Raw genomic sequence first — 19,126 nt, forward strand, 5'->3', positions numbered from 1 at the left:
GCAAGTGTGTCCGCGGATCCTGAATTGCTCCTCGCGTCCGCAGGGTTCGAGAGCGTCTGGAGCGACCTCCAGGGCGTCGCTTTCTCGCAGGGTTACCTCGACGCTGCGGGAGTCCGTACCCGCTATCTGCACGCGGGCGATACCGACTTGCCGGTGCTGGTGTTCCTGCACGGTTCCGGAGGCCATGCCGAGGCGTACGTCCGCAACCTCGAGGCGCACGCCGAGCACTTCTCGACCTGGTCGATCGACATGCTCGGCCACGGGTACACCGACAAGCCCGGACATCCGCTCGAGGTGCGTCACTACGTCGAGCATCTGATTGCCTTCCTCGACGCCATCGGCGCCGACCGCGCGCACATCAGCGGAGAATCGCTCGGCGGCTGGGTCGCCGCCCGCGCCGCGATCGACCACCCCGATCGGCTGAATCGCCTGGTGCTCAACACCGCCGGCGGCTCACAGGCCGATCCCGAGGTGATGAAACGGATCATCACGCTATCCATGGCCGCGGCTGAGAACCCCACCTGGGAGACCGTGCAGGCGCGCATCAAATGGCTGATGGCCGACAAGACGAAGGATTACGACGACATCGTCGCCAGCAGACAACGCGTCTACCGGCAACCCGGATTCGTCGACGCTATGCGCGACATCATGGCGCTACAGGATCCGGAGATCCGCGCCCGGAACCTACTCGGGCCCGCCGAGTACGGCTCGATCGCCGCGCCGACGCTGGTGGTGTGGACAAGCGACGATCCGACGGCCGACGTCGCCGAGGGCAGGCGCATTGCGTCGATGATCCCCGGTGCCCGCTTCGAGGTGATGCCCGGGTGCGGTCACTGGCCCCAGTACGAGGACCCGAAGACCTTCAACCGCTTGCACCTCGACTTCCTGCTGGGGCGGTCGTGACGGAGCAGACCGATGTCGTCATCGTCGGCGCCGGGCCTGCCGGCCTGACACTGGCGAACATCCTTGGGCTGCAGGGTGTCCGGACCCTCGTCGTGGAGGAGCGCGACACGCTGATCGACTACCCGCGCGGTGTCGGCCTCGACGACGAGGCGCTGCGCACCTTCCAATCCATCGGCCTGGTCGAGCGGGTGCTGCCGCATACCGTGCCCAATCAGATCCTGCGGTTCTTCGACGCCAAGCGCCGGTTGCTCGCCGAGATGGCGCCGCCGGACGCCCGGTTCGGCTGGCCGAAGCGCAACGGTTTCGTCCAACCCATGGTCGATGCCGAACTATTCGCCGGGCTCGAGCGTTTCGACCATGTCGAGGTCCGGTTCGGCACGCGGATGCAGAACTGCGTCGAGACGGACGACGGCGTCACGGTGGAATTCGCCGACGGTCAGGACCCCGTGACGGCCCGCTACGTGGTCGGCTGCGACGGTGGCCGCAGCGCGACCCGACGGCTGATGGGCGTCTCTTTCGACGGCACCACGTCGTCGACCCGCTGGCTGGTGGTCGACGTCGCCAACGATCCGCTGGGCCATCCGAACAGCGAGGTCGGGGCCGATCCGGACCGGCCCTATGTGTCGATCTCGATCGCGCACGGCATCCGGCGATTCGAGTTCTTGATCCACCCCGACGAGACCGACGAGCAGGCCGACGATCCGGCCTTCGTGAGAAGGATGCTGGCACAGCGTGTCCCGCACCCCGAACGCGTCGACATGATCAGGCACCGGGTGTACACCCACCATTCGCGCATCGCCGGCTCGTTCCGCATGGGCCGACTGCTGTTGGCCGGCGACGCCGCACACCTGATGCCGGTGTGGCAGGGGCAGGGTTACAACAGCGGTATCCGCGACGCGGCCAACCTCGGATGGAAGCTCGCGGCGGTGGTGACCGGCGGGGCCGAGGACGCACTGCTCGACACCTACGACCTCGAGCGGCGCAAGCATGCCCGGGCCATGATCGACCTGTCGACCATGGTGGGCCGGGTCATCTCACCGACGAACCGGCGGGTCGCGGCCCTGCGCGACCGCGTCATCCACGCCGCGTCTGTCGTGCCTTCGCTCAAGCGCTACGTGCTCGAGATGCGGTTCAAGCCGATGCCCCGCTACCAGCAGGGTGCGGTCTTCCACGCCGAATCCGCCTCGGAGATGTCGCCCACCGGCACGTTGTTCATCCAGCCGCGGGTCGACACCCGCAACCGGCAGAACGTCCTGCTCGACGACGTGCTCGGCCCCGGTTTCGCGGTGCTGTGCTGGAGCAACAACTTGCGAGCGATCCTCGGCGACAAGGCTTTCGAGCGGTGGCAGGCGCTGGGGGCCACGTTCGTCGAGGCTCGCCCCATGACCCAACTGCACTGGCCCGGCCACGACGACCCCGACGTCGTCGTCGTCGGTGACAAGACCGGTGCGCTCAAGGCCTGGTTCGACGTCTACACCGATTCCGTGCTGTTCCTGCGTCCCGACCGCTGCATCGCGGGCGCCTGCATCGCCCAGCGCGCCGCCGACACCAGCGACTCGCTCTTCAACGTTCTCCGTCTCACCCAGGGAGGAGGCTCCGGTTCTCATGGGCAAACTGGCTCTGTGCTGCATGTCGCACAGCCCGCTACTCAACCTTCCGGGACCGTCACGGGATCTCCTTGACGACGTCGAGGCCGCGCTGGCGCTCACCCGCCAGTTCGTCGCCGACTACGACCCGGAACTGGTCGTCACTTTCTCGCCGGACCACTACAACGGGTTCTTCTACCGGACGATGCCGCCGTTCTGCATCGGTACCGGTGCCCAGGGCGTCGGGGACTACGGCACCCACGACGGGCCGCTCGACGTGCCGACCGACACCGCAACCGACTGCGCCCGAGCTGTTCTCGAGTCCGGAATCGACGTCGCGATCTCGGCCAGCATGGACGTCGACCACGGCACCGTGCAGCCGCTGCAGAAGCTGTTCGGTGATGCGACGGCGCGGCCGGTGATCCCGATCTTCGTCAACTCGGTGGCCACGCCGCTGGGGCCCCTGCGTCGAGTGCGGGCCCTCGGCGCGGCGGTGGGCACCTATCTGGCGACGCTGGACAAGCGGGTGCTCGTCGTGGGATCGGGGGGTCTGTCGCACGACCCACCGGTGCCGACCCTGGCCACTGCACCGCCCGCCGCGCTGGAGCGCATCGTGCACGGCGTGCCGATGACGCCGGAGCAGCGCCAGGCCCGCCAGGTCGCCGTGATCGACGCGGCGCAGGCGTTCGCGCACGGCGAGAGCCCGCTGCAACCGCTCAACCCGGAGTGGGACGCGGCTTTCCTGGAGTTGGTCGACACCAACCGGCTGGCCGAGGTCGACGGCTGGTCGAACGCCTGGATCGAGCGGGAGGCCGGCCACTCGGCGCACGAGATCCGCACGTGGATAGCGGCATTCGCCGCGCTCGCGGCCCACGGGCGGTACCGGACCGTGCAGCGGTTCTACCGGGCCGCCCCCGAGTTGATCGCCGGGTTCGCGATCAGGACGGCGGTGCTCGATGTCTGATCGGTTCGATCACACCGTGGACGTGCTCGTCGTCGGTTCCGGCGGTGGCGGGATGACCGCGGCGCTCGCCGCCGACGCTTTCGGCCTCGACACGCTGATCGTCGAGAAGGCTTCGCACTTCGGCGGTTCCACCGCGCTGTCGGGCGGCGGTATCTGGGTGCCCGGCGCGCCCGCACAGCGCAAAGAAGGCCACGTTCCCGATCCCGACGGCGTCGTGGAGTACCTGCGCCGGATCACGGGCGGGCAGGTCAGCGAGGCACGGCTGCGGCAGTACGTCGACGCCGCGCCGGAGATGATGGAGTTCCTGGAGGAGCTCAGCGGATGGTTCGAGTTCGTCTGGAAACCGGGCTACGCGGATTACTACCCCGAGCTGCCGGGCGGCTCGGAGCTCGGCAGCACCATCAACGTGCCCGCCATCGACCTGCGCAAGCTTGGCGACGAGGAGCAGCACCTGCTGCAGCCGCTGGCGCTCGCGCCCAAGGGAATCTGGTTCGCGCCCAAGGACCTTCGGCTGTTCTACCAGGTCCGGCAGAACTGGCGGGGCAAGGCCGTGCTGCTCAAGTTGATCTGGCGGATGGTGCGGGCCCGGGTGTTCGGCGACCGGATGGCCGCCATCGGCCAATCGCTGGCCGCCCGGATGAGGCTGGCGCTCAAACAACAGCAGGTGCCGCTGTGGCTGAACGCGCCGATGACCGAGCTCATCACCGAGCTCGACGGGACGGTGGCGGGCGCCGTCGTGGAGCGCGACGGCCGCCAGCAGCGCATCGGTGCGCGGCACGGGGTGATCCTGGCCGCGGGCGGCTTCGACCACGACATGGAATGGCGGCGCCAGCACCTGCCGGTGCTCGAGAAGGACTGGAGCTTCGGCAATCCCGCCTCCATGGGCGACGGCATCCGGGCGGGGGAGAAGGTCGGCGGCTCGACCGAGCTGCTCGACGAGGCCTGGTGGTTCCCCGCGATCTGCTGGCCCGACGGCCGGCTGCAGTTCATGCTGAACGAGCGGATGATGCCCTCACAGTTCGTCGTCAACGGCCAGGGCAAGCGGTTCATCAACGAGGCCGCGCCCTACATGGATTTCGCGCACGCGATGATCGAGGGCCAGAACGCGGGCGTCACCCACATCCCGTGCTGGCTGATCACCGACATCCGGTCGTTCCACCGCTACGTCGTAGCCGGGCACCTGCCCATCCCGAAGGTGCCGTTCGCGCCCGTGCCGACCGGCTGGAAGGTGCCGAAGGCCTGGCTGGAATCGAGTGTGGTGCAGGAGGGCGGCAGTTTCGAGGAGCTCGCGACGAAGATCGGCGTGCCGCCTGCTCAGCTGCGGCAGACGGCCGAGCGGTTCAACGAGTTGGCCCGCAAGGGCCACGACGACGACTTCAACCGCGGCGATTCGGCCTACGACAACTACTACGGCGACCCGACGCTGCCCAACCCGAACCTGTACCCGCTGGGCAAGCCGCCCTACTACGCGTTCCAGATCATCCTCGGCGATCTCGGCACCTCGGGCGGCCTGCGCACCGACGAGCACGCCCGCGTGTTGCGCAGCGACGACACCGTCGTCAAAGGTCTCTACGCCGTGGGCAATACGTCGGCCGCGGTGATGGGCCGCAGCTATGCGGGGGCGGGCGCGACCATCGGGCCCGCAATGACGTTCGGCTATGTCGCCGCCAGGCACATCGCCGATGAGTCCGGCCATGACAGCCAGGCCGGCACTAACACCGATTCGGCACTCGATACACATCGGAAGGTAACCAGATGAAGATCTCGCTGTTCTACGAATTCCCGCTGCCGCGGCCGTGGAGCGAAGACGACGAGCACAAGCTCTTCCAGGATGGCCTCGATGAGGTCGAGTTGGCCGACAAGGCGGGCTTTTCGACGGTGTGGTTGACCGAGCACCACTTCCTCGAGGAATACTGCCACTCGACCGCGCCGGAGATCTTCCTGTCGGCGGCGAGCCAGCGGACCCAGAACATCCGGCTGGGCTTCGGCATCATGCACCTGCCGCCGGTCGTCAATCACCCGGCCCGGGTGGCCGAGCGCGTCGCCACGCTCGACCTGATCTCCAACGGCCGCGTCGAGTTCGGCACCGGTGAGTCGTCATCGGTCGGCGAGCTCGGCGGCTTCGGTGTGGATCCCGCCGACAAACGAGCGATGTGGGAAGAGGCACTGGAGGTTTCGATCCGATGCATGACCGAGGAGCCGTTCACCGGCTTCAAGGGCCAGCACATCGAGATGCCCCCGCGCAACGTCGTGCCCAAGCCGCTGCAGAAGCCGCACCCGCCGGTGTGGGTGGCCTGCACGCGACCGGCATCGGTGGCGATGGCCGCCCAGAAAGGTCTGGGCGCGTTGAGCTTCGCCTACACCGGTCCCGGACCGTTGGCCGAGCGCGTGGCCGGTTACTACAAGGAGTTCGAGGAGAACGGTGCGCCCGTCACGCCGCAGATGAACCCGAACATCCTGGCGATCGGCGGCGACCTGTCGATGATGGTGGCGCCCACCGACGAGCAGGCCATCGAACGCCTCGGCAAGGGCGGCGGGTTCTTCGCGTTCGGCATCATGCACTACTACATGACCGGTATGCACACGCCCGGCCGCACCGGGGTGTGGCAGCGGCATCTCGAGGAGATCGAGAAGGACCCCAGCATCGTCTACGGCCCCGACCGCGGTCCCATCGGCAGCCCGGCCACCGTGCGCGAATTCCTCCGCGGCTACGAGGAAAGCGGCGTCGACGAGCTGATCCTGTTGCTGACGCCGCGTCGCCACGAGGAGACGATGGAGTCGATCGAGCTGATGGGCAAGGAGGTGCTGCCCGAGTTCATCGAGCGCGACGAGAAGCAGCGGGCCGAGAAGGCCAAGCGCCTGGAGCCGGTCATCGAGAAGGCCGAAGCGCGCAGGCCGAAGTCGCAGGCACCGTTGTTCGACGAGACCTACGCGTTCGGCGGCCTGCCCACCGGCCGGGAGAACTACACCGCCAACGAGGTGTCGCTGGCGATGGAGGAGATGACCGAGGGCATCGAGGCGGCGGCCGCGAAACTGAAGTCGGGTGAGGGCTGGACGAGCCGCAACCCGACCGCGGACGTGAGGAGCACCAAATGACCGCCGCGGACGTGAGGAGCACCAAATGACGACCGCGGACGTGAGGAGCACCAAATGACGGCCGCGGACGTAAGGAGCCAAATGACGTCGGTCGACCAGAAGTAGTCGATGGCCCAAGCTGAGGAGCGGTGGCGCTACGACGGCCGTCGTGTCGTCGTCACGGGATGCGCATCGGGCATCGGCGCCCATGTCGCCCGGCAGATCGCCGACCTCGGCGGTGAGGTGGTCGGCCTCGACATCAAGCCGCCCGACGATGAGGTCGGTGAGTTCGTCGCGCTCGACCTGGCCGACCCGGCGTCGATCGACAGGGCGGCCGAGTCGGTCGGCGACCGGGTCGACGCGCTGTTCAACGTCGCGGGCGTGTCGTCGGGAATCGGCGACCCGATGCGGGTGGTGAGGATCAACTTCCTCGGCACCCGCACGTTCACCGAGGCGCTGGTGCCGAAAATGGTTGCCGGGTCGGCGATCGCGAACGTCTCGTCGCTCGCGGCGTCGGCCTACCGGCAGAACGCCGCGGTCACCGCGGGGCTGGTGAACACGACGTCCATCGCCGAAGGGATCGACTGGTGTGAGCGCAACCCGGACGCGCTGAACCAGGGCGGCGGTTACCGGCTGTCCAAGGAGGCGATCATCCTCTACGGCATGACCCGTGTCGCTGCACTGGGCGCCAGGGGAATCCGGATCAACTGCACCGCACCCGGCGTCACCGACACGCCGATCCTCGATCAGCTGCGAAGCGCGTACGGGCAGGAGTTCCTCGACTCCTTCCGCACGCCGCTGGGCCGGGCCGCCGCACCGGACGAGCAGGCCAGCGTGCTGGTCTTCCTCAACAGCCGGGCGGCGAGTTACCTCACCGGACAGGTGATCTGGGTCGACGGCGGGACCATGGGTGAGACGGACCTCGCGGACGTGGTGCCGCGGCAATGACGGGGAGAGGCGAATCATGGCTGACACATCTTCGATGAGCGACTTCCGCCGAGTCGCCGACGACGTGCGCAACTGGGGCCGCTGGGGCGACGACGACGAGTTGGGCACCCTGAACTTCATCACGGCCGAGAAGGTCGCCGAGGCCGCGTCGCTGGTCAAGAAGGGCACGGTGATCTCGCTCGGTGGTGACTTCGGTTCGGGCGGCCCGCAGGGGGCGTTCAGGTTCCGGCAGAACCCCGTACACACGATGACCGTCGACGGCGGCGACGCAGCGACGCTGGTCCAGTACGGCCCCGAGTGGCTGCGCAACGCGGTGGCCGCCGACGTCAGTGCCTTCTTCGCCGACAACCCGTTCCGGTTCAACGACGACATGATCGTCATGCCCCTGCAAGCCGCGACGCAGTGGGATGCGATCTCGCACGTCTACTACGAGGACAAGCTCTACAACGGGTTCCCCGCGGACTCGGTGACCAGCTTCGGCGCCTTTCACCTCGGCATCGAGAAGGTCGACGCCAAGGGCATCACCTCGCGCGGCGTACTGCTCGACGTGGTCAAGCACCGAGGCGCCGACGTCTTCCTCGAACCCGGAAAGCCCGTCACACCACAAGAACTCGACGACGTCGCCAAGGCGCAGGGTGTCACCATCACCGCCGGTGACATCGTCGTCGTGCACACCGGCTGGTGGACCAGGTTCCTGGAGACGGGCGACGGCGCCGAACCGGGCTCGGGTCTGCACTGGACGTGCGCCTCATGGCTGCACGACCACGACGTGGCCGCGGTCGCCGCGGACAATCTGATGGTCGAGGACCCCGACCCGGCCAACGGCGTCGAGGGCACCTTCCTGCCGATGCACATGATCTGCCTGCGCGACATGGGCCTGATGTTCGGCGAGTACTGGGATCTCACCGGACTCGCGGCCGACTGTGCCGCCGACGGCGTGTACGAGTTCCAGCTGATCGCGCCGCCGCTGAAGGTCGTCGGCGCGGTGGGAGCCCCGGTCAGTCCGATAGCGATCAAGTAGGTGAAGGCAATGACGGCAGACACGACAACGGGCGGCACGCCGCTGGTGGTGGGACTCGGCGGCACACTGCGGGCCAACTCGTCGACGGAACGCGCGCTGCGCTACTGCCTTTCGGCGGTGGAGCGTCAAGGCGGGCGGACCAGGTTCTTCAGCGGGCCCGAGCTCGATCTGCCGATGTACGCACCGCACGAGCTCGAGCGCACGCCCAAGGCGCTCGAACTGGTCGGCGCGTTGCGGGACGCCGACGCGGTCGTCGTCGGGTCGCCGGGCTATCACGGGGCGATCTCCGGCCTGGTGAAGAACGCGCTCGACTACATCGAGGACCTGCGCGAGGACCCGCGCGTGTATCTGGACAACACGCCGTGGGGGTGCATCAGCTGCGCCTACGGCTGGCAGGCGGCGGTCGGCACGCTCGGGCAGTTGCGCTCGATCGGACATGCGTTGCGCGCGTGGCCGACACCGCTGGGTGTGGCGATCAACTCCGCGGACAAGATCTGGGACGAGGCGGGGGAACTGGTCGACACCACGACGCAGAACCAGCTGGATCTACTGGCCAGCCAGCTCCTCACGTTCGCCAGGGCCGCATGGGAAACGGCGTGACACAGGTCGAGCGCAAGTCCGTCCACGTCGACGGCCTTGTCACCGGTTATCTCGAAGCGGGTGAGGGCGAACCGGTGGTGCTGTTGCACGGCGGCGAATTCGGCGCGGGTGCCGAGATCGGCTGGGAGCGCAACATCACCGCACTGGCCGCGCACTACCGCGTGCTGGCGCTCGACATGCTCGGCTTCGGGGAGTCGGCCAAGGTCATCGACTTCACCGACGGCCGCGGGATGCGGATCCGGCACATCGCGCGGTTCTGCGCGGCCCTCGGCGTCGAGAGCGCCCACTTCGTCGGCAATTCCATGGGTGCGGTCAACATGTTCGTCGACGCCACGTCCTCCTCGCCCCTACTGCCGATGTGCAGCATGGTGACGATCTGCGGGGGCGGCGAAATTCAGCGCAACGAGCACTCGGCGGCTCTCTACGACTACGACGCGACACTCGAGGGCATGCGCCGGATCGTCGAGGCGCTGTTCTGCGACCCCGCCTATCCAGCCGATGAAGCCTACGTCGCCCGTCGATACCAGGCCAGCATCGCCCCCGGTGCGTGGGAAGCATTGGCGGCAGCCCGGTTTCGAAGGCCCGGCTCGGACGTGCCGCCGTTGCCGTCGAGCAAGCGGGCCTACGAGCGCATCGGCGTGCCGACACTCGTCGTCGAGGGCGGCGGTGACAAGCTGCTGCCCAAAGGATGGGCGGCCGAGATCGCCGGCCAAATCTCCGGAGGCCGCTCGGCCGTGATCGAGGGTGCGGGGCACTGTCCGCAGATCGAGCAGCCCGAGGCGACCAACGAGCTACTGCTGGACTTCCTGGCCGACGTGCACGAAGGAGTGTCGACATGACGGGCGAACTCGAGGGCAAGGTCGCGGTCGTCACCGGTGGCGCATCGGGACTGGGTGAGGGCCTGGTGCGGCGGTTCCACGCCGAAGGAGCCAAGGTGCTGTTCGGCGACATCGACGCCGACAGGGGCGCCGAACTGGCCGCCGAACTCGGCGCCGGCGCGCGGTTCGTCGAAACCGATGTGTCGCAGATCGAGCAGGTGAGCCGCTTGGTGGCGACGGCGGTCGAGGAATTCGGCGGACTGCACGTGATGGTCAACAACGCCGGGGTGTCGGGCAAGATGTTCCTCAAGTTCCTCGACGACGACCTCGCCGACTTCCACCAGGTGATGGCGGTCAACGTGCTCGCTGTGATGGCAGGCACGCGTGACGCCGCCCGGCACATGTCCGAGCACGGTGGCGGATCGATCATCAACCTCACCTCGATCGGCGGCATCCAGGCCGGCGGCGGCGTGATGACGTACCGGGCGTCGAAGGCCGCCGTCATCCAGTTCACCAAGTCCGCGGCGATCGATCTGGCGCACTACGAGGTCCGGGTCAACGCGATCGCGCCGGGCAACATCCGCACCGCGATCGTGCGAAAGTCCGCGACGGGGGAGGACTTGGCGCGGCTCGAGGAGTTCGAGGAGAAGATTCGCGTGCAGATGCGCAACGACCGCCCGCTGAAACGCGAGGGCACCGTCGACGACGTCGCCGAGGCCGCGCTGTACTTCGCCGGCGACCGGTCGCGCTACGTCACCGGGACCGTGCTGCCGATCGACGGGGGCACCTCCGCAGGCAAGGTCATCGTGCGTAAGCCGAAGGCGTAGGGTTCGATCAGCCGCGTGGTCGCGGCGATCTCTTCGAGGGCGTCCGTTTTCGTTTCGCCCCGCGTGGTTCGATCGCGTCCAGGTAGCGCTCGACCGCACGGACCACATCCGTGTGCGCGGTCTTGACGCCGACGCCCTCTTCCAGGTTGAGGAACTTCGGGATCCCCGTGATCAGCAGGACTACCGCGCCCAGAGACAGGTCACCGGCCAGGCGCGCGCCTTTGCCGAAGGCTTCGGTCAGCACGTCGATCTGCAGCCTGCGCATGCGCTCGGTCACTTCGGCGATTTCGGAGCTGATGGACTTGCGGTGGTTACCCAACGCCATGAACTCGGTGACCAGCGCCCCGGTCGCTTCGCTCCAGCTGTACTCCCACATGGCATGTAGTGGGTCGTCGGTCCTGCTCTGCAATGCGCTGCGCAGCAACTCCAGATTGCGTTCGGAGTAGCGGCGAATCGCCGCGAGAAAGATGTCGTCGAGCGAGGGGAAGTAGTACTGCACGAGGCTCGGGGTCACCTTGGCCCTGGTCGCCAGCGCCCGGTAGGTGACGCTGGCATACCCCTCCTCGAGCATCATCGTTTCGACGGAGTCGAGCAGGCTATCGCGCGTCTTCGACGTTTCTGCGCCTACGCGGCGGGGCGATGCGGCCATTTTCACCTCACTGTCGGACTACTGAGATCTTCGCATCCGCCGCGGGCTGGACGCACGTAGAGTGCCGCCGAGTCCGTTTCCCAGTATCCCCTGTACGTCCGTACAGCACATGCTATATGGTCGTACCTACTCCTGGCGAGACAGTGAAGGAGACGCGACTCCGTGAGCAAACGTATGATCTTCACCCTTCTGGTGATGGACGCGGTCGGACACAACTTCCAGGGCAGCTGGCGCCATCCGCGTGCCCGTAACCGCGAGTTCAAGAAATTCGACCTATGGGTGGATCTCGCCAAGAAAGCGGAGCAGGCCAAGATCGACGCGTTCTTCTTCACCGACGTGCTGGGCATCCAGGGCGAGTACGGCCGGTCGCGGGACGTCGTCTTCGAACAGGCCGTCAACGTGCCCATCGGCGACTGCACCATGCTGCTGCCCGCACTTGCCCACGCGACCTCCGACATCGGCCTCATGTACACGAGTTCGGTTATTCAGCATCACCCGTTCGTGTTCGCTCGACAGTTGTCCACACTGGATCACCTCAGCGGCGGACGGGTCGGCTGGAACATCGTCACATCGGCTAACGAACGGGCCTTTCGCAACCTGGGAGTTCCCGAGAACCCTACTCACGAGGAGCGCTATGCCTGGGCCAAGGAGTATGTCGATGTCGTGTACAAGCTGTTGGAAGGCTCCTGGGACGAGGGTGCTGTCGTCGACGATTCAGCGCGAGGGGTGTACATCGATCCGACCAAGATCCACGACATCCACCATGAAGGGGACCGGTACCGCGTCGAGGGATTCAACCTCATGGAGCCCTCGCCGCAACGCACGCCGGTGCTGGCGCAGGCCGGCGGTTCACCGGCCGGTCTGGACTTCGCGGCGCGCCACGCCGAACTGATGTTCCTGTCGGCCTACTCGCCGGAGACCATCGCCGCACAGGTCGGCGCCGTGCGCACGAAGGCGCGTGAACACGGTCGTCGCGACGGTGACATCTTGTTCCTGCAGGGCCTGATGTTCGTGGTCGGCTCCACCGACGAAGAGGCCTACCGCAAGTGGCAGGAACTCGAGGAGTACCGCAGCCAAGAGGGGCAGATCGCCTACTTCGCCGGCCTGTCCGGCACTGATCTCGGCCGCTACGATCCGCAGACTCCGCTCGAGGACCTTGTCGACGAAATCCCCGGCATTCAGGGCGCTTTCCGGTCGGTGATCAACGCCTGGCCCTCGGGCTCGAAGCCAACCGTCCATGATTTCCTGACCACCCTGTCGCTGCCGCAGATGGTCGTCGGCTCGCCGGAGACCATCGCGACGCGTCTGGTCGAGTACCAGGCCGCCGGCGTAGACGGTGTGCAAGTCATGAACGTCTTCATGCCGGAGAGCTATGACGAGTTCTTCGAACACGTCGTTCCCGTACTGCAGGACAAGGGTTTGATGCAGAAGGAGTACCGGCCGGGGACGTTGCGGCAGAAGCTGTTCGACACCGACGCCGCCGATATCAGCTCGCGGCACCCGGCATTCGGCTACCGCGGCATGTTCAGCGCGGTATGATCAACATTCTCGTTCTCCTCGGCAGCCTGCGCGCGGCCTCGGTCAACCGCCAGCTCGCCGAACTCGTTGTCGATCTCGCGCCCTACGGTGCTCAGCTCATCATGTTCGATCGACTCGGTGAACTGCCGTTCTACAACGAGGACATCGACAACGAGACGGTGCCCGAGCCGGTAAGCGCGTTGCGGCAAGCGGCCGCCCGAGCGGATGCGACTTTGGTCGTCACGCCGGAATACAACGGCAGCATCCCAGGGGTCATCAAGAACGCAATCGACTGGCTATCGCGGCCCTACGGAAGCGGTGCGCTGAAGGGAAAACCGCTGGCGGTGGTCGGCATCTCCCGGGGGGCCTACGGTGGCGTCTGGGCACACGACGAGGCTCGCAAGTCGTTCGCGATCGCCGGAGCCTCGGTGATCGACACCGTTCAACTGTCGGTACCGCTGAAGTCGCTGGACGGAAAACCGCCGCGGGAACACGGCTACCTGGTTGCCGGCGCGCGCGACGCAGTCGGTGTCCTGATCGATGCGATCGGATGCGAATAGGTGCTAGTGGCGACTATCCGAACGGCGTGATACCGCCGTCCGCGACCGGTGGACGAAGTCGAACGCGACTTGGTCGCCGCCACCGACCAGCTGCTCGACGACTACCGCATCCACGACCAGTCCTGAAAACGGCTACGCGAGCATCTCGACGAGCGGCAACTGGTCGCACTCCCGTTCATCGTCGGCGCCGATATGTGCTGGCGACGGCGTTCAACAGCTGGGACCTTCAGGTCGAAGACGGTCTGGACACCAAAGGCGTTCCGCCGATCCTAAACTGGCAGTCGACTTCTGCTCGATAGCTGCCGTCGCGTACTATACGCACGTACAGCGCGTTGGCGCTGCGGTGACGTGTGAAAAGGGACAGTGAGAAGAGCGAGTACGACTATGTCATCGCCGGAGCGGGGTCGGCTGGATGCGTGTTGGCGAATCGGCTTTCCGAGGACCCCAACGTGCGCGTTCTACTCCTGGAGGAGGGTGGCCCGGATCGCAGCCCGTTGTTCCGCATCCCGAAGGGGTCGGCAAGCTGTTCGACAGCGAGAAGCACATGTGGCACTACACCACAACGCCGTTCGGGCCGCTCCTGACACGGGGCGACCGGATGGCCAGATCATGCTGGGCCCGTGGACTATTCCGCCCTACAACGTCGGCGAGCCGGTGGCGATCGAGCGCCAGGCCGGGGTGTCGTGCCTGGGCATGGTGCTTCGGCCCACCTCCGAGGGGTGGGTCGAGATCACTTCCGCCGATGCGGCTGCACCGGTGCGTATCAATCTCAACTATCTCGGCACCGCTTACGACCGTGAGACCAGTGCGAAATTGGTGCGCACGATGCGGGCCGTGTTCGAACAGTCGCCGATCGCCGAGCGGATCAGTCACGAAACCTTTCTCGACGGAGGGTATTGCGGGTGTCGCGCCGCCGGAAGCTGCGCCATGGGGCCGAGCGACGACGATGTCGTCGACGATCAGTTGCGTGTCCGAGGGATCGAGCGGCTACGGGTAGTCGACTGCTCGGTGATGCCCACCATGGTGGCCGGTAACCTCAACGGCCCGATCATGGCAATGGCCTGGCGCGCCGCGGATTCATCCTGCACGGCAGGTAAGCCGGCAATCGCGTCAGCCGACGATTGCGGGCATTCTGTCCCAGCCGCGCACTGTGGAGGTGCGCGAGCGCCGTGCCCCGGACATGTCGATCTCCCACTCCGGCCACCGCTTCAGAACCTCTTCCAGCGCCACCCGGCCTTCTAAGCGTGCCAGTGGCGAGCCGACGCAGAAGTGCGCCCCGCGGCCGAAGGTGAGGTGGCCGCCGGGCCTGCGGTGAATATCGAACTTGTCCGGCTCGTCGAAATGACGCTCATCGCGATTGGCCGATGCCAGCATGAGCAGCAGGGGCTTGCCCGCCGGAATGACCTGGCCCTGGAAGCTGACGTCGTCGGTGGCGACGTAACGTGCCACGTGCGGGCCGGGCGGCTCGTAGCGCAGCAGTTCCTCGATCGCCGACGGGATCAGCGCATGGTCTTCGGCCAATTCCTTGCGCTGGTCGGGATGTTCGGCCAAGACCTTGCCCATCCAGCCGAACAGTCGACCGGTCGTCTCGACCCCGGCGCCGGCCACCACCGCCAGAAACACGATGAGCTCCGGTTTGGTCAGCTTTCGCGTGGATCCGGTTTCGTCTTCGAACTCGACGTTGAGCAGCTCGGTGATCAGGTCGCCGGAGGGGTTCTTCTCGCGCCATTGGACGTAGTCGCCGAACATTTCTCCGGTGAAGTAGCGGTCTTTCTTGATTTCCATCGGCTTGCCTGGCTCGTTGCGCAGCACCTGGTTGGCGTGCTCACGCACTGCAGGCTGTTCGGCGTCGGGAATGCCGGCCAGCATGCCGATGGTGCGCATCGGAAGCTCGGCTCCCAGGTCTTCGACGAAGTCGAATCGGTCTCCGCCGACAAGCGGATCAAGGCATGCGACGCAGAAGGCGCGAATCTTGTCCTCGATTGCCCGCATCTTCTTCGGCGTGAAGGCTCGGGACACGATCGCGCGGTGAATGGTGTGCAGCGGCGGGTCCTCGTTGATGAAGATCCCCGGCGGCATCACCGGATCGGTCATCACGACTTCGAGGATGTCGCCCTTGGCCGAACTCAGTCGCGCCGTGTCTTTCAGGGCCGCGTCGACGTCGTCGTAGCGGCTGATACCCCAGAAGTCGTGCCGCTCGTTGTAGTAGACGGGGCACTCGTCGCGCAGACGACGGTAGGTGGGGTAGGGATCGAGATCGATGTCGAAGTCCCATGGGTCGTAGTAGAGATCCGTCAACGTCGGCTCCTCGGCAGCGGTTGTCTGCTGTACGACTGTATAGAATAGGTGATCGCCGGGCAACCAGCTTGGTTGTGCGGCACACCGACATCAGCTATACATATGTACAGCATGCGGTGGCGATGCCTGCAAGCGGAGGAGTGGTGTGATGGGCCGAACAGCGGTGGTGACCGGCGGAGGATCCGGGGTGGGTCGGTCGATATGCGCCAAGCTCGCCGACGACGGCCACCGCGTCGCCGTCATGGACGTCAACGCAGAAGCGGCCGAGAAGGTTGCCGCCGAGCTTGCTGCCTCGGGCGGCAAAGCGTTGGCCGTCGGCGTCGACGTCTCGGACGAGGACTCCGTCGAGGCGGGATTCGCCTCCGTCCGTGGCACCTTCGGTCCGGTCGAGATCCTCGTGACGAGCGCGGCGATCGCCGGCTTCACTCGCTTCGACAAGATCACCCTCGACGAGTGGAATCGGTATCTGGCAGTCAACCTCACCGGGACCTTCCTGTGTGTCCGCGCCGCGCTGCCGGACATGGTGGCTGCGAAATGGGGGCGCATCGTCACCATCTCGTCTGCCGCTGGACAACAGGGCGCTCCCGCCCAAGGCCATTACTCGGCCAGCAAGGGCGGAGTCATCGCGATGACCAAGACGCTCGCGCTTGACTACGCGCGCAAGGGCATCACGGCCAACACGGTGCCGCCGTTCGTGATCGACTCGCCGATGCTTCGCCAGCAGCAGGCCGAAGGCAAATTGGCTCCCACGGAACTTCTCACGCAGGCCATTCCGGCCGGCCACCTCGGCGCCGGCGAGGACGTGGCCGCGGTGTGTTCCTTCCTGTGTTCGGACGCCGCCGGCTATGTCAACGGACAGGTGATCGGTGTCAACGGAGGGGCTGTCGTCTGAGATCCCCTGCAACAACTTTCAGGAGGAACTGTGCACGTCCGGGTTGATCCCTCACGCTCTAAGGCCACACGCTCTGCACCATGATCCCCCTTGGTTGTTCGAACTGGATGACGTCGACGGTAATGCGCACCCGGTCATCGGCGAGATGCCCGATGTTTTCCGTCAACAGGTACTGGAAGCAGCGGATTCCTGCCCTGAGCAGACCATCGCCGTGATCGTCAATGACCCGACAGGAGCAGCGACATGAGCGCTCTTCCGGACGATTCCATCGCGGCCCCGCATGACCACTTCGATCGCCCTGCTGCCGACTATCGCGACACGTTCCTCGGCATCACCCACGAGATGCATCAGCGGTGTCCGACCCGTTCAAGAGGAGCCGACGGGGACGTCTGGATCAGTGCCTGATGCGGATGTGTGGGCGTCTCGGGCGTCAGCGGCGTTTCGGCCGGGCGCCCGCGCCGTAGGCGATGTCGGCGTGGTCGGGATCCCAGCGGTTGCGGAACACCACGTCAGAGATCGGGCGCCGGCGCAAGGGGCCGTGGTGTCCGCGCGGCCAGCCGACGACGACGTGTCCGGCCAGGAACCACTCATTGGGGATGCCGACGGAGTCTCGCAGCACCTGTTCGCCGTCGTAGGAGGCCCAGCTGGTGAAGCATGCGCCCAATCCCTGGGCGCGTGCCGCGAGGTAGAAGTTCTGCATCGCCGGGTAGATCGAGCCGCCCTGCAGGTACTCGGAGGCGTATTCGTTCTTGAACGCGGTGAACAACACCGAGGGGTGATCGCCTGCGCGGTCGTGGAACTCGTAGGTGGCGCGGTTGTTGCGCGCGGCGCGGCTGTGGTCGTCGTCCGGCGGCCTGACCATCCCGTAGATCGACTCGATCATGCGCAGCGCCAGCCGCGCCGCCTCGGCGACCGCCGCCCGCTGCTCTGGTGCGTCGAGCACGATGAAGCGCCAAAGTTGGGCATTGGCACCGTTCGGCGCCCACGTCGCAGCTTCGAGGCAGCGGTCGAGGGTCTCGTCGTCGACCGGGTCGTCGGTGAACCGGCGGATCGAGCGGGCGGTGGACAGCACCTCCCAGACATCGTCGGTGGGATGCGGCATCTGTGTGGTCAACTCCTTACGCCCGAGATGTCGGAATGGTAGCGAGGTGTCGTCAGACTGCATTCATGCAGGCCGCTACTCGCACTTCTACTGCGTGGATGCAGTTTCGGCGCAGATTCAGCGGATGGGCGGGGCGGGCCGCACCGTCGAATGCACCAGCTCGATCAACTGCCCGCCGGGGTCGCGGAGCAAGCACGCGAATCCCCCGCCCGGATCGGCGACGACGGCGCCACCCGCGGCCGTGGCCGCCGCTTGCGCCGCAGCCATGTCGTCGACGGCGATCGAGAGGTGGGTAAGTCCCGCGCCGACCATGTCGCGCTCGGGTTCCTCAGGCGCGGGATACCCGGAGAACGTGAGCAACTGCAGCACGAAAGCGTCGTTCCGCAGGTAGACGGCCTCGAACCCGATGGGAGGAGCGAGGCCGAGCAATCCACCGGCCACCTCGTCGGGCAGCGTCAACCGCTTCGCCTCGGTGAACCCGAGAGCCCCGTAGAACCGTAACGAGGCGTCGAGGTCGCGGACGCGCAGCCCGACGTGACTGACGTCCACGCTCACACTCCTGCCGGTCCGGGTCCACCGTGCATGTACAGCGTCTGCCCAGAGCAGAAGCTCGACGCGTCAGAGGCGAAAAACAAAACCCCATAACCGATCTCGTCGGGCTCCCCGACGCGCCCCGAGGCGTTGGTCTGCCCGATCATGTCGATTTCGAAACCCTGTCGCTGCGCGTCGGATTCGAGACCCGGGGTGCGTATGGCGCCGCATGCGATGCAGTTCACCCGCACCCCCTTGCGGGTCCAGGCCGCCGCCATCGAACCCGTCAGGTTGTTGAGGCCCGCCTTCGCGGCGGCATAGGCCGCGGCCTGGGGCATGGCCAGCAGGCTGGCGCCGGAGGAGATGTTGACGATTGCCCCCTTGCCCTGCTTGATCATCGGTTGGGCCGCGGCCCGCGACAGATACCAGGCGCTCGACAGGTTCAGGTCGAGGACCTGCTGCCATTCCTCGTCGGTCCACTTCATGATCGATTTGGTCTCTCCCCCACCGGCGTTGTTGACCAGCACGTCGAGGCGGCCGAACTCGGCGAGCGTCGTGTCGACCAATGCCCGGCACTCGTCGGCGCCGGTGACGTCGGTCGGCACGGCGAGCGCACGGCGCCCAAGGGCCTCGATATCGTTCACCGTCGACTTCAGCGGTTCCACCCGCCGCCCGGCGAGCACGATGTCGGCCCCGTGCTCGGCCAGCACTACTGCCGCCGCTCGGCCGATACCGGTCCCGCCACCGGTGACGACAGCGACCCTGCCCTCCATCGAGAACCTGTCAGACACGGAACCACTTCCTTTCTCGCGATGCAGTACGTCTGTATAGCAT

General features: G+C 66.5%; 19 protein-coding genes and 2 pseudogenes. 16 read left to right on the top strand and 5 right to left on the bottom strand.

The features are described from left to right. Positions 1 to 6: 6 nt before the first annotated feature. The 10 genes from ABGB19_RS17840 to ABGB19_RS17885 all read left to right on the top strand — a co-directional run bounded on the left by ABGB19_RS17840 (position 7) and on the right by ABGB19_RS17885 (position 10,742). A complete protein-coding gene (locus tag ABGB19_RS17840; protein ID WP_347687311.1) occupies positions 7 to 903 on the top strand; it encodes an alpha/beta hydrolase in 897 nt (298 codons plus the stop codon). Next, the gene (locus ABGB19_RS17845) at positions 900 to 2,585 is read left to right on the top strand and encodes a bifunctional 3-(3-hydroxy-phenyl)propionate/3-hydroxycinnamic acid hydroxylase (RefSeq protein WP_347687312.1); all 1,686 of its coding nucleotides are present in this window, start codon (positions 900 to 902) and stop codon (positions 2,583 to 2,585) included. Before ABGB19_RS17840 ends, ABGB19_RS17845 begins: the two co-directional genes overlap by 4 nt. After that, on the top strand, positions 2,533 to 3,453 hold the full coding sequence (locus ABGB19_RS17850; RefSeq protein ID WP_347687530.1) for a 3-carboxyethylcatechol 2,3-dioxygenase: 921 nt from the start codon (positions 2,533 to 2,535) through the stop codon (positions 3,451 to 3,453). Before ABGB19_RS17845 ends, ABGB19_RS17850 begins: the two co-directional genes overlap by 53 nt. Next, positions 3,446 to 5,212: an FAD-binding protein gene (locus ABGB19_RS17855; RefSeq protein ID WP_347687313.1), complete on the top strand. Its 1,767-nt coding sequence runs from the start codon at positions 3,446 to 3,448 to the stop codon at positions 5,210 to 5,212. Before ABGB19_RS17850 ends, ABGB19_RS17855 begins: the two co-directional genes overlap by 8 nt. Next, the gene (locus ABGB19_RS17860) at positions 5,209 to 6,549 is read left to right on the top strand and encodes an LLM class flavin-dependent oxidoreductase (RefSeq protein ID WP_347687314.1); all 1,341 of its coding nucleotides are present in this window, start codon (positions 5,209 to 5,211) and stop codon (positions 6,547 to 6,549) included. The genes ABGB19_RS17855 and ABGB19_RS17860 overlap by 4 nt, the downstream gene beginning before the upstream one ends. A gap of 108 nt (positions 6,550 to 6,657) precedes the next feature. Beyond that, positions 6,658 to 7,476, top strand: a complete 819-nt coding sequence (locus tag ABGB19_RS17865) for a coniferyl-alcohol dehydrogenase (protein WP_347687315.1) — start codon at positions 6,658 to 6,660, stop codon at positions 7,474 to 7,476. 16 nt (positions 7,477 to 7,492) lie between these two features. After that, positions 7,493 to 8,497, top strand: coding sequence for a cyclase family protein (locus tag ABGB19_RS17870; protein ID WP_347687316.1), 1,005 nt, complete (start codon positions 7,493 to 7,495; stop codon positions 8,495 to 8,497). 9 nt (positions 8,498 to 8,506) lie between these two features. Then, positions 8,507 to 9,097, top strand: coding sequence for an NADPH-dependent FMN reductase (locus ABGB19_RS17875; protein WP_347687317.1), 591 nt, complete (start codon positions 8,507 to 8,509; stop codon positions 9,095 to 9,097). Beyond that, positions 9,082 to 9,936, top strand: a complete 855-nt coding sequence (locus ABGB19_RS17880) for an alpha/beta fold hydrolase (protein WP_347687318.1) — start codon at positions 9,082 to 9,084, stop codon at positions 9,934 to 9,936. Before ABGB19_RS17875 ends, ABGB19_RS17880 begins: the two co-directional genes overlap by 16 nt. Then, positions 9,933 to 10,742 (top strand): SDR family oxidoreductase, encoded by an 810-nt coding sequence (locus ABGB19_RS17885; protein WP_347687319.1) that lies wholly within the window; start codon positions 9,933 to 9,935, stop codon positions 10,740 to 10,742. The genes ABGB19_RS17880 and ABGB19_RS17885 overlap by 4 nt, the downstream gene beginning before the upstream one ends. A 7-nt stretch (positions 10,743 to 10,749) precedes the next feature. On the opposite strand, the gene ABGB19_RS17890 is transcribed toward ABGB19_RS17885, so the two are convergent. Then, positions 10,750 to 11,391: a TetR/AcrR family transcriptional regulator gene (locus ABGB19_RS17890; protein ID WP_347687320.1), complete on the bottom strand. Its 642-nt coding sequence runs from the start codon at positions 11,389 to 11,391 to the stop codon at positions 10,750 to 10,752. 162 nt (positions 11,392 to 11,553) lie between these two features. On the opposite strand from ABGB19_RS17890, the gene ABGB19_RS17895 reads away from it, so the two are divergent. From ABGB19_RS17895 to ABGB19_RS17905, 3 genes and pseudogenes are all read left to right on the top strand, one after another. Then, the gene (locus ABGB19_RS17895; protein WP_347687321.1) at positions 11,554 to 12,930 is read left to right on the top strand and encodes an LLM class flavin-dependent oxidoreductase; all 1,377 of its coding nucleotides are present in this window, start codon (positions 11,554 to 11,556) and stop codon (positions 12,928 to 12,930) included. Continuing rightward, positions 12,927 to 13,469, top strand: coding sequence for an NAD(P)H-dependent oxidoreductase (locus tag ABGB19_RS17900; protein WP_347687322.1), 543 nt, complete (start codon positions 12,927 to 12,929; stop codon positions 13,467 to 13,469). Before ABGB19_RS17895 ends, ABGB19_RS17900 begins: the two co-directional genes overlap by 4 nt. Positions 13,470 to 14,060: 591 nt before the next feature. Further along, positions 14,061 to 14,546 (top strand): annotated as a pseudogene (locus ABGB19_RS17905) (GMC family oxidoreductase); the annotation flags it as partial. A gap of 33 nt (positions 14,547 to 14,579) precedes the next feature. Here the strand turns inward: ABGB19_RS17905 and ABGB19_RS17910 are convergent. Beyond that, a complete protein-coding gene (locus ABGB19_RS17910; RefSeq protein ID WP_347687323.1) occupies positions 14,580 to 15,767 on the bottom strand; it encodes a cytochrome P450 in 1,188 nt (395 codons plus the stop codon). A gap of 148 nt (positions 15,768 to 15,915) precedes the next feature. On the opposite strand from ABGB19_RS17910, the gene ABGB19_RS17915 reads away from it, so the two are divergent. The 3 genes and pseudogenes from ABGB19_RS17915 to ABGB19_RS17925 all read left to right on the top strand — a co-directional run bounded on the left by ABGB19_RS17915 (position 15,916) and on the right by ABGB19_RS17925 (position 17,064). After that, positions 15,916 to 16,659, top strand: coding sequence for an SDR family NAD(P)-dependent oxidoreductase (locus ABGB19_RS17915; RefSeq protein ID WP_347687324.1), 744 nt, complete (start codon positions 15,916 to 15,918; stop codon positions 16,657 to 16,659). A 30-nt stretch (positions 16,660 to 16,689) separates the two neighbouring features. Further along, a pseudogene (locus ABGB19_RS17920) lies at positions 16,690 to 16,906 on the top strand (ferredoxin). Next, entirely contained in the window at positions 16,903 to 17,064 is a 162-nt protein-coding gene (locus ABGB19_RS17925; protein WP_347687325.1) for a hypothetical protein, read from the top strand. The pseudogene ABGB19_RS17920 and the gene ABGB19_RS17925 overlap by 4 nt, the downstream one beginning before the upstream one ends. A gap of 25 nt (positions 17,065 to 17,089) precedes the next feature. On the opposite strand, the gene ABGB19_RS17930 is transcribed toward ABGB19_RS17925, so the two are convergent. From ABGB19_RS17930 to ABGB19_RS17940, 3 genes are all read right to left on the bottom strand, one after another. Next, entirely contained in the window at positions 17,090 to 17,761 is a 672-nt protein-coding gene (locus tag ABGB19_RS17930; protein WP_347687326.1) for a nitroreductase family protein, read from the bottom strand. A 117-nt stretch (positions 17,762 to 17,878) separates the two neighbouring features. Then, on the bottom strand, positions 17,879 to 18,310 hold the full coding sequence (locus ABGB19_RS17935; protein WP_347687327.1) for a VOC family protein: 432 nt from the start codon (positions 18,308 to 18,310) through the stop codon (positions 17,879 to 17,881). A gap of 2 nt (positions 18,311 to 18,312) precedes the next feature. Further along, positions 18,313 to 19,083, bottom strand: a complete 771-nt coding sequence (locus ABGB19_RS17940; protein WP_347687328.1) for an SDR family oxidoreductase — start codon at positions 19,081 to 19,083, stop codon at positions 18,313 to 18,315. Positions 19,084 to 19,126 lie beyond the last annotated feature (43 nt).

The organism is Mycobacterium sp. B14F4 (genome assembly GCF_039871645.1).
Classification (GTDB): domain Bacteria; phylum Actinomycetota; class Actinomycetes; order Mycobacteriales; family Mycobacteriaceae; genus Mycobacterium.

Coding starts and splice junctions, on each gene's coding strand:
- ABGB19_RS17850 (WP_347687530.1), top strand. CDS start 2,533: ATGTCGCACAGCCCGCTACTCAACCTTCCGGGACCGTCACGGGATCTC.
- ABGB19_RS17855 (WP_347687313.1), top strand. CDS start 3,446: ATGTCTGATCGGTTCGATCACACCGTGGACGTGCTCGTCGTCGGTTCC.
- ABGB19_RS17860 (WP_347687314.1), top strand. CDS start 5,209: ATGAAGATCTCGCTGTTCTACGAATTCCCGCTGCCGCGGCCGTGGAGC.
- ABGB19_RS17865 (WP_347687315.1), top strand. CDS start 6,658: ATGGCCCAAGCTGAGGAGCGGTGGCGCTACGACGGCCGTCGTGTCGTC.
- ABGB19_RS17870 (WP_347687316.1), top strand. CDS start 7,493: ATGGCTGACACATCTTCGATGAGCGACTTCCGCCGAGTCGCCGACGAC.
- ABGB19_RS17875 (WP_347687317.1), top strand. CDS start 8,507: ATGACGGCAGACACGACAACGGGCGGCACGCCGCTGGTGGTGGGACTC.
- ABGB19_RS17880 (WP_347687318.1), top strand. CDS start 9,082: ATGGGAAACGGCGTGACACAGGTCGAGCGCAAGTCCGTCCACGTCGAC.
- ABGB19_RS17885 (WP_347687319.1), top strand. CDS start 9,933: ATGACGGGCGAACTCGAGGGCAAGGTCGCGGTCGTCACCGGTGGCGCA.
- ABGB19_RS17890 (WP_347687320.1), bottom strand. CDS start 11,391: ATGGCCGCATCGCCCCGCCGCGTAGGCGCAGAAACGTCGAAGACGCGC.
- ABGB19_RS17900 (WP_347687322.1), top strand. CDS start 12,927: ATGATCAACATTCTCGTTCTCCTCGGCAGCCTGCGCGCGGCCTCGGTC.
- ABGB19_RS17915 (WP_347687324.1), top strand. CDS start 15,916: ATGGGCCGAACAGCGGTGGTGACCGGCGGAGGATCCGGGGTGGGTCGG.
- ABGB19_RS17925 (WP_347687325.1), top strand. CDS start 16,903: ATGAGCGCTCTTCCGGACGATTCCATCGCGGCCCCGCATGACCACTTC.
- ABGB19_RS17930 (WP_347687326.1), bottom strand. CDS start 17,761: ATGCCGCATCCCACCGACGATGTCTGGGAGGTGCTGTCCACCGCCCGC.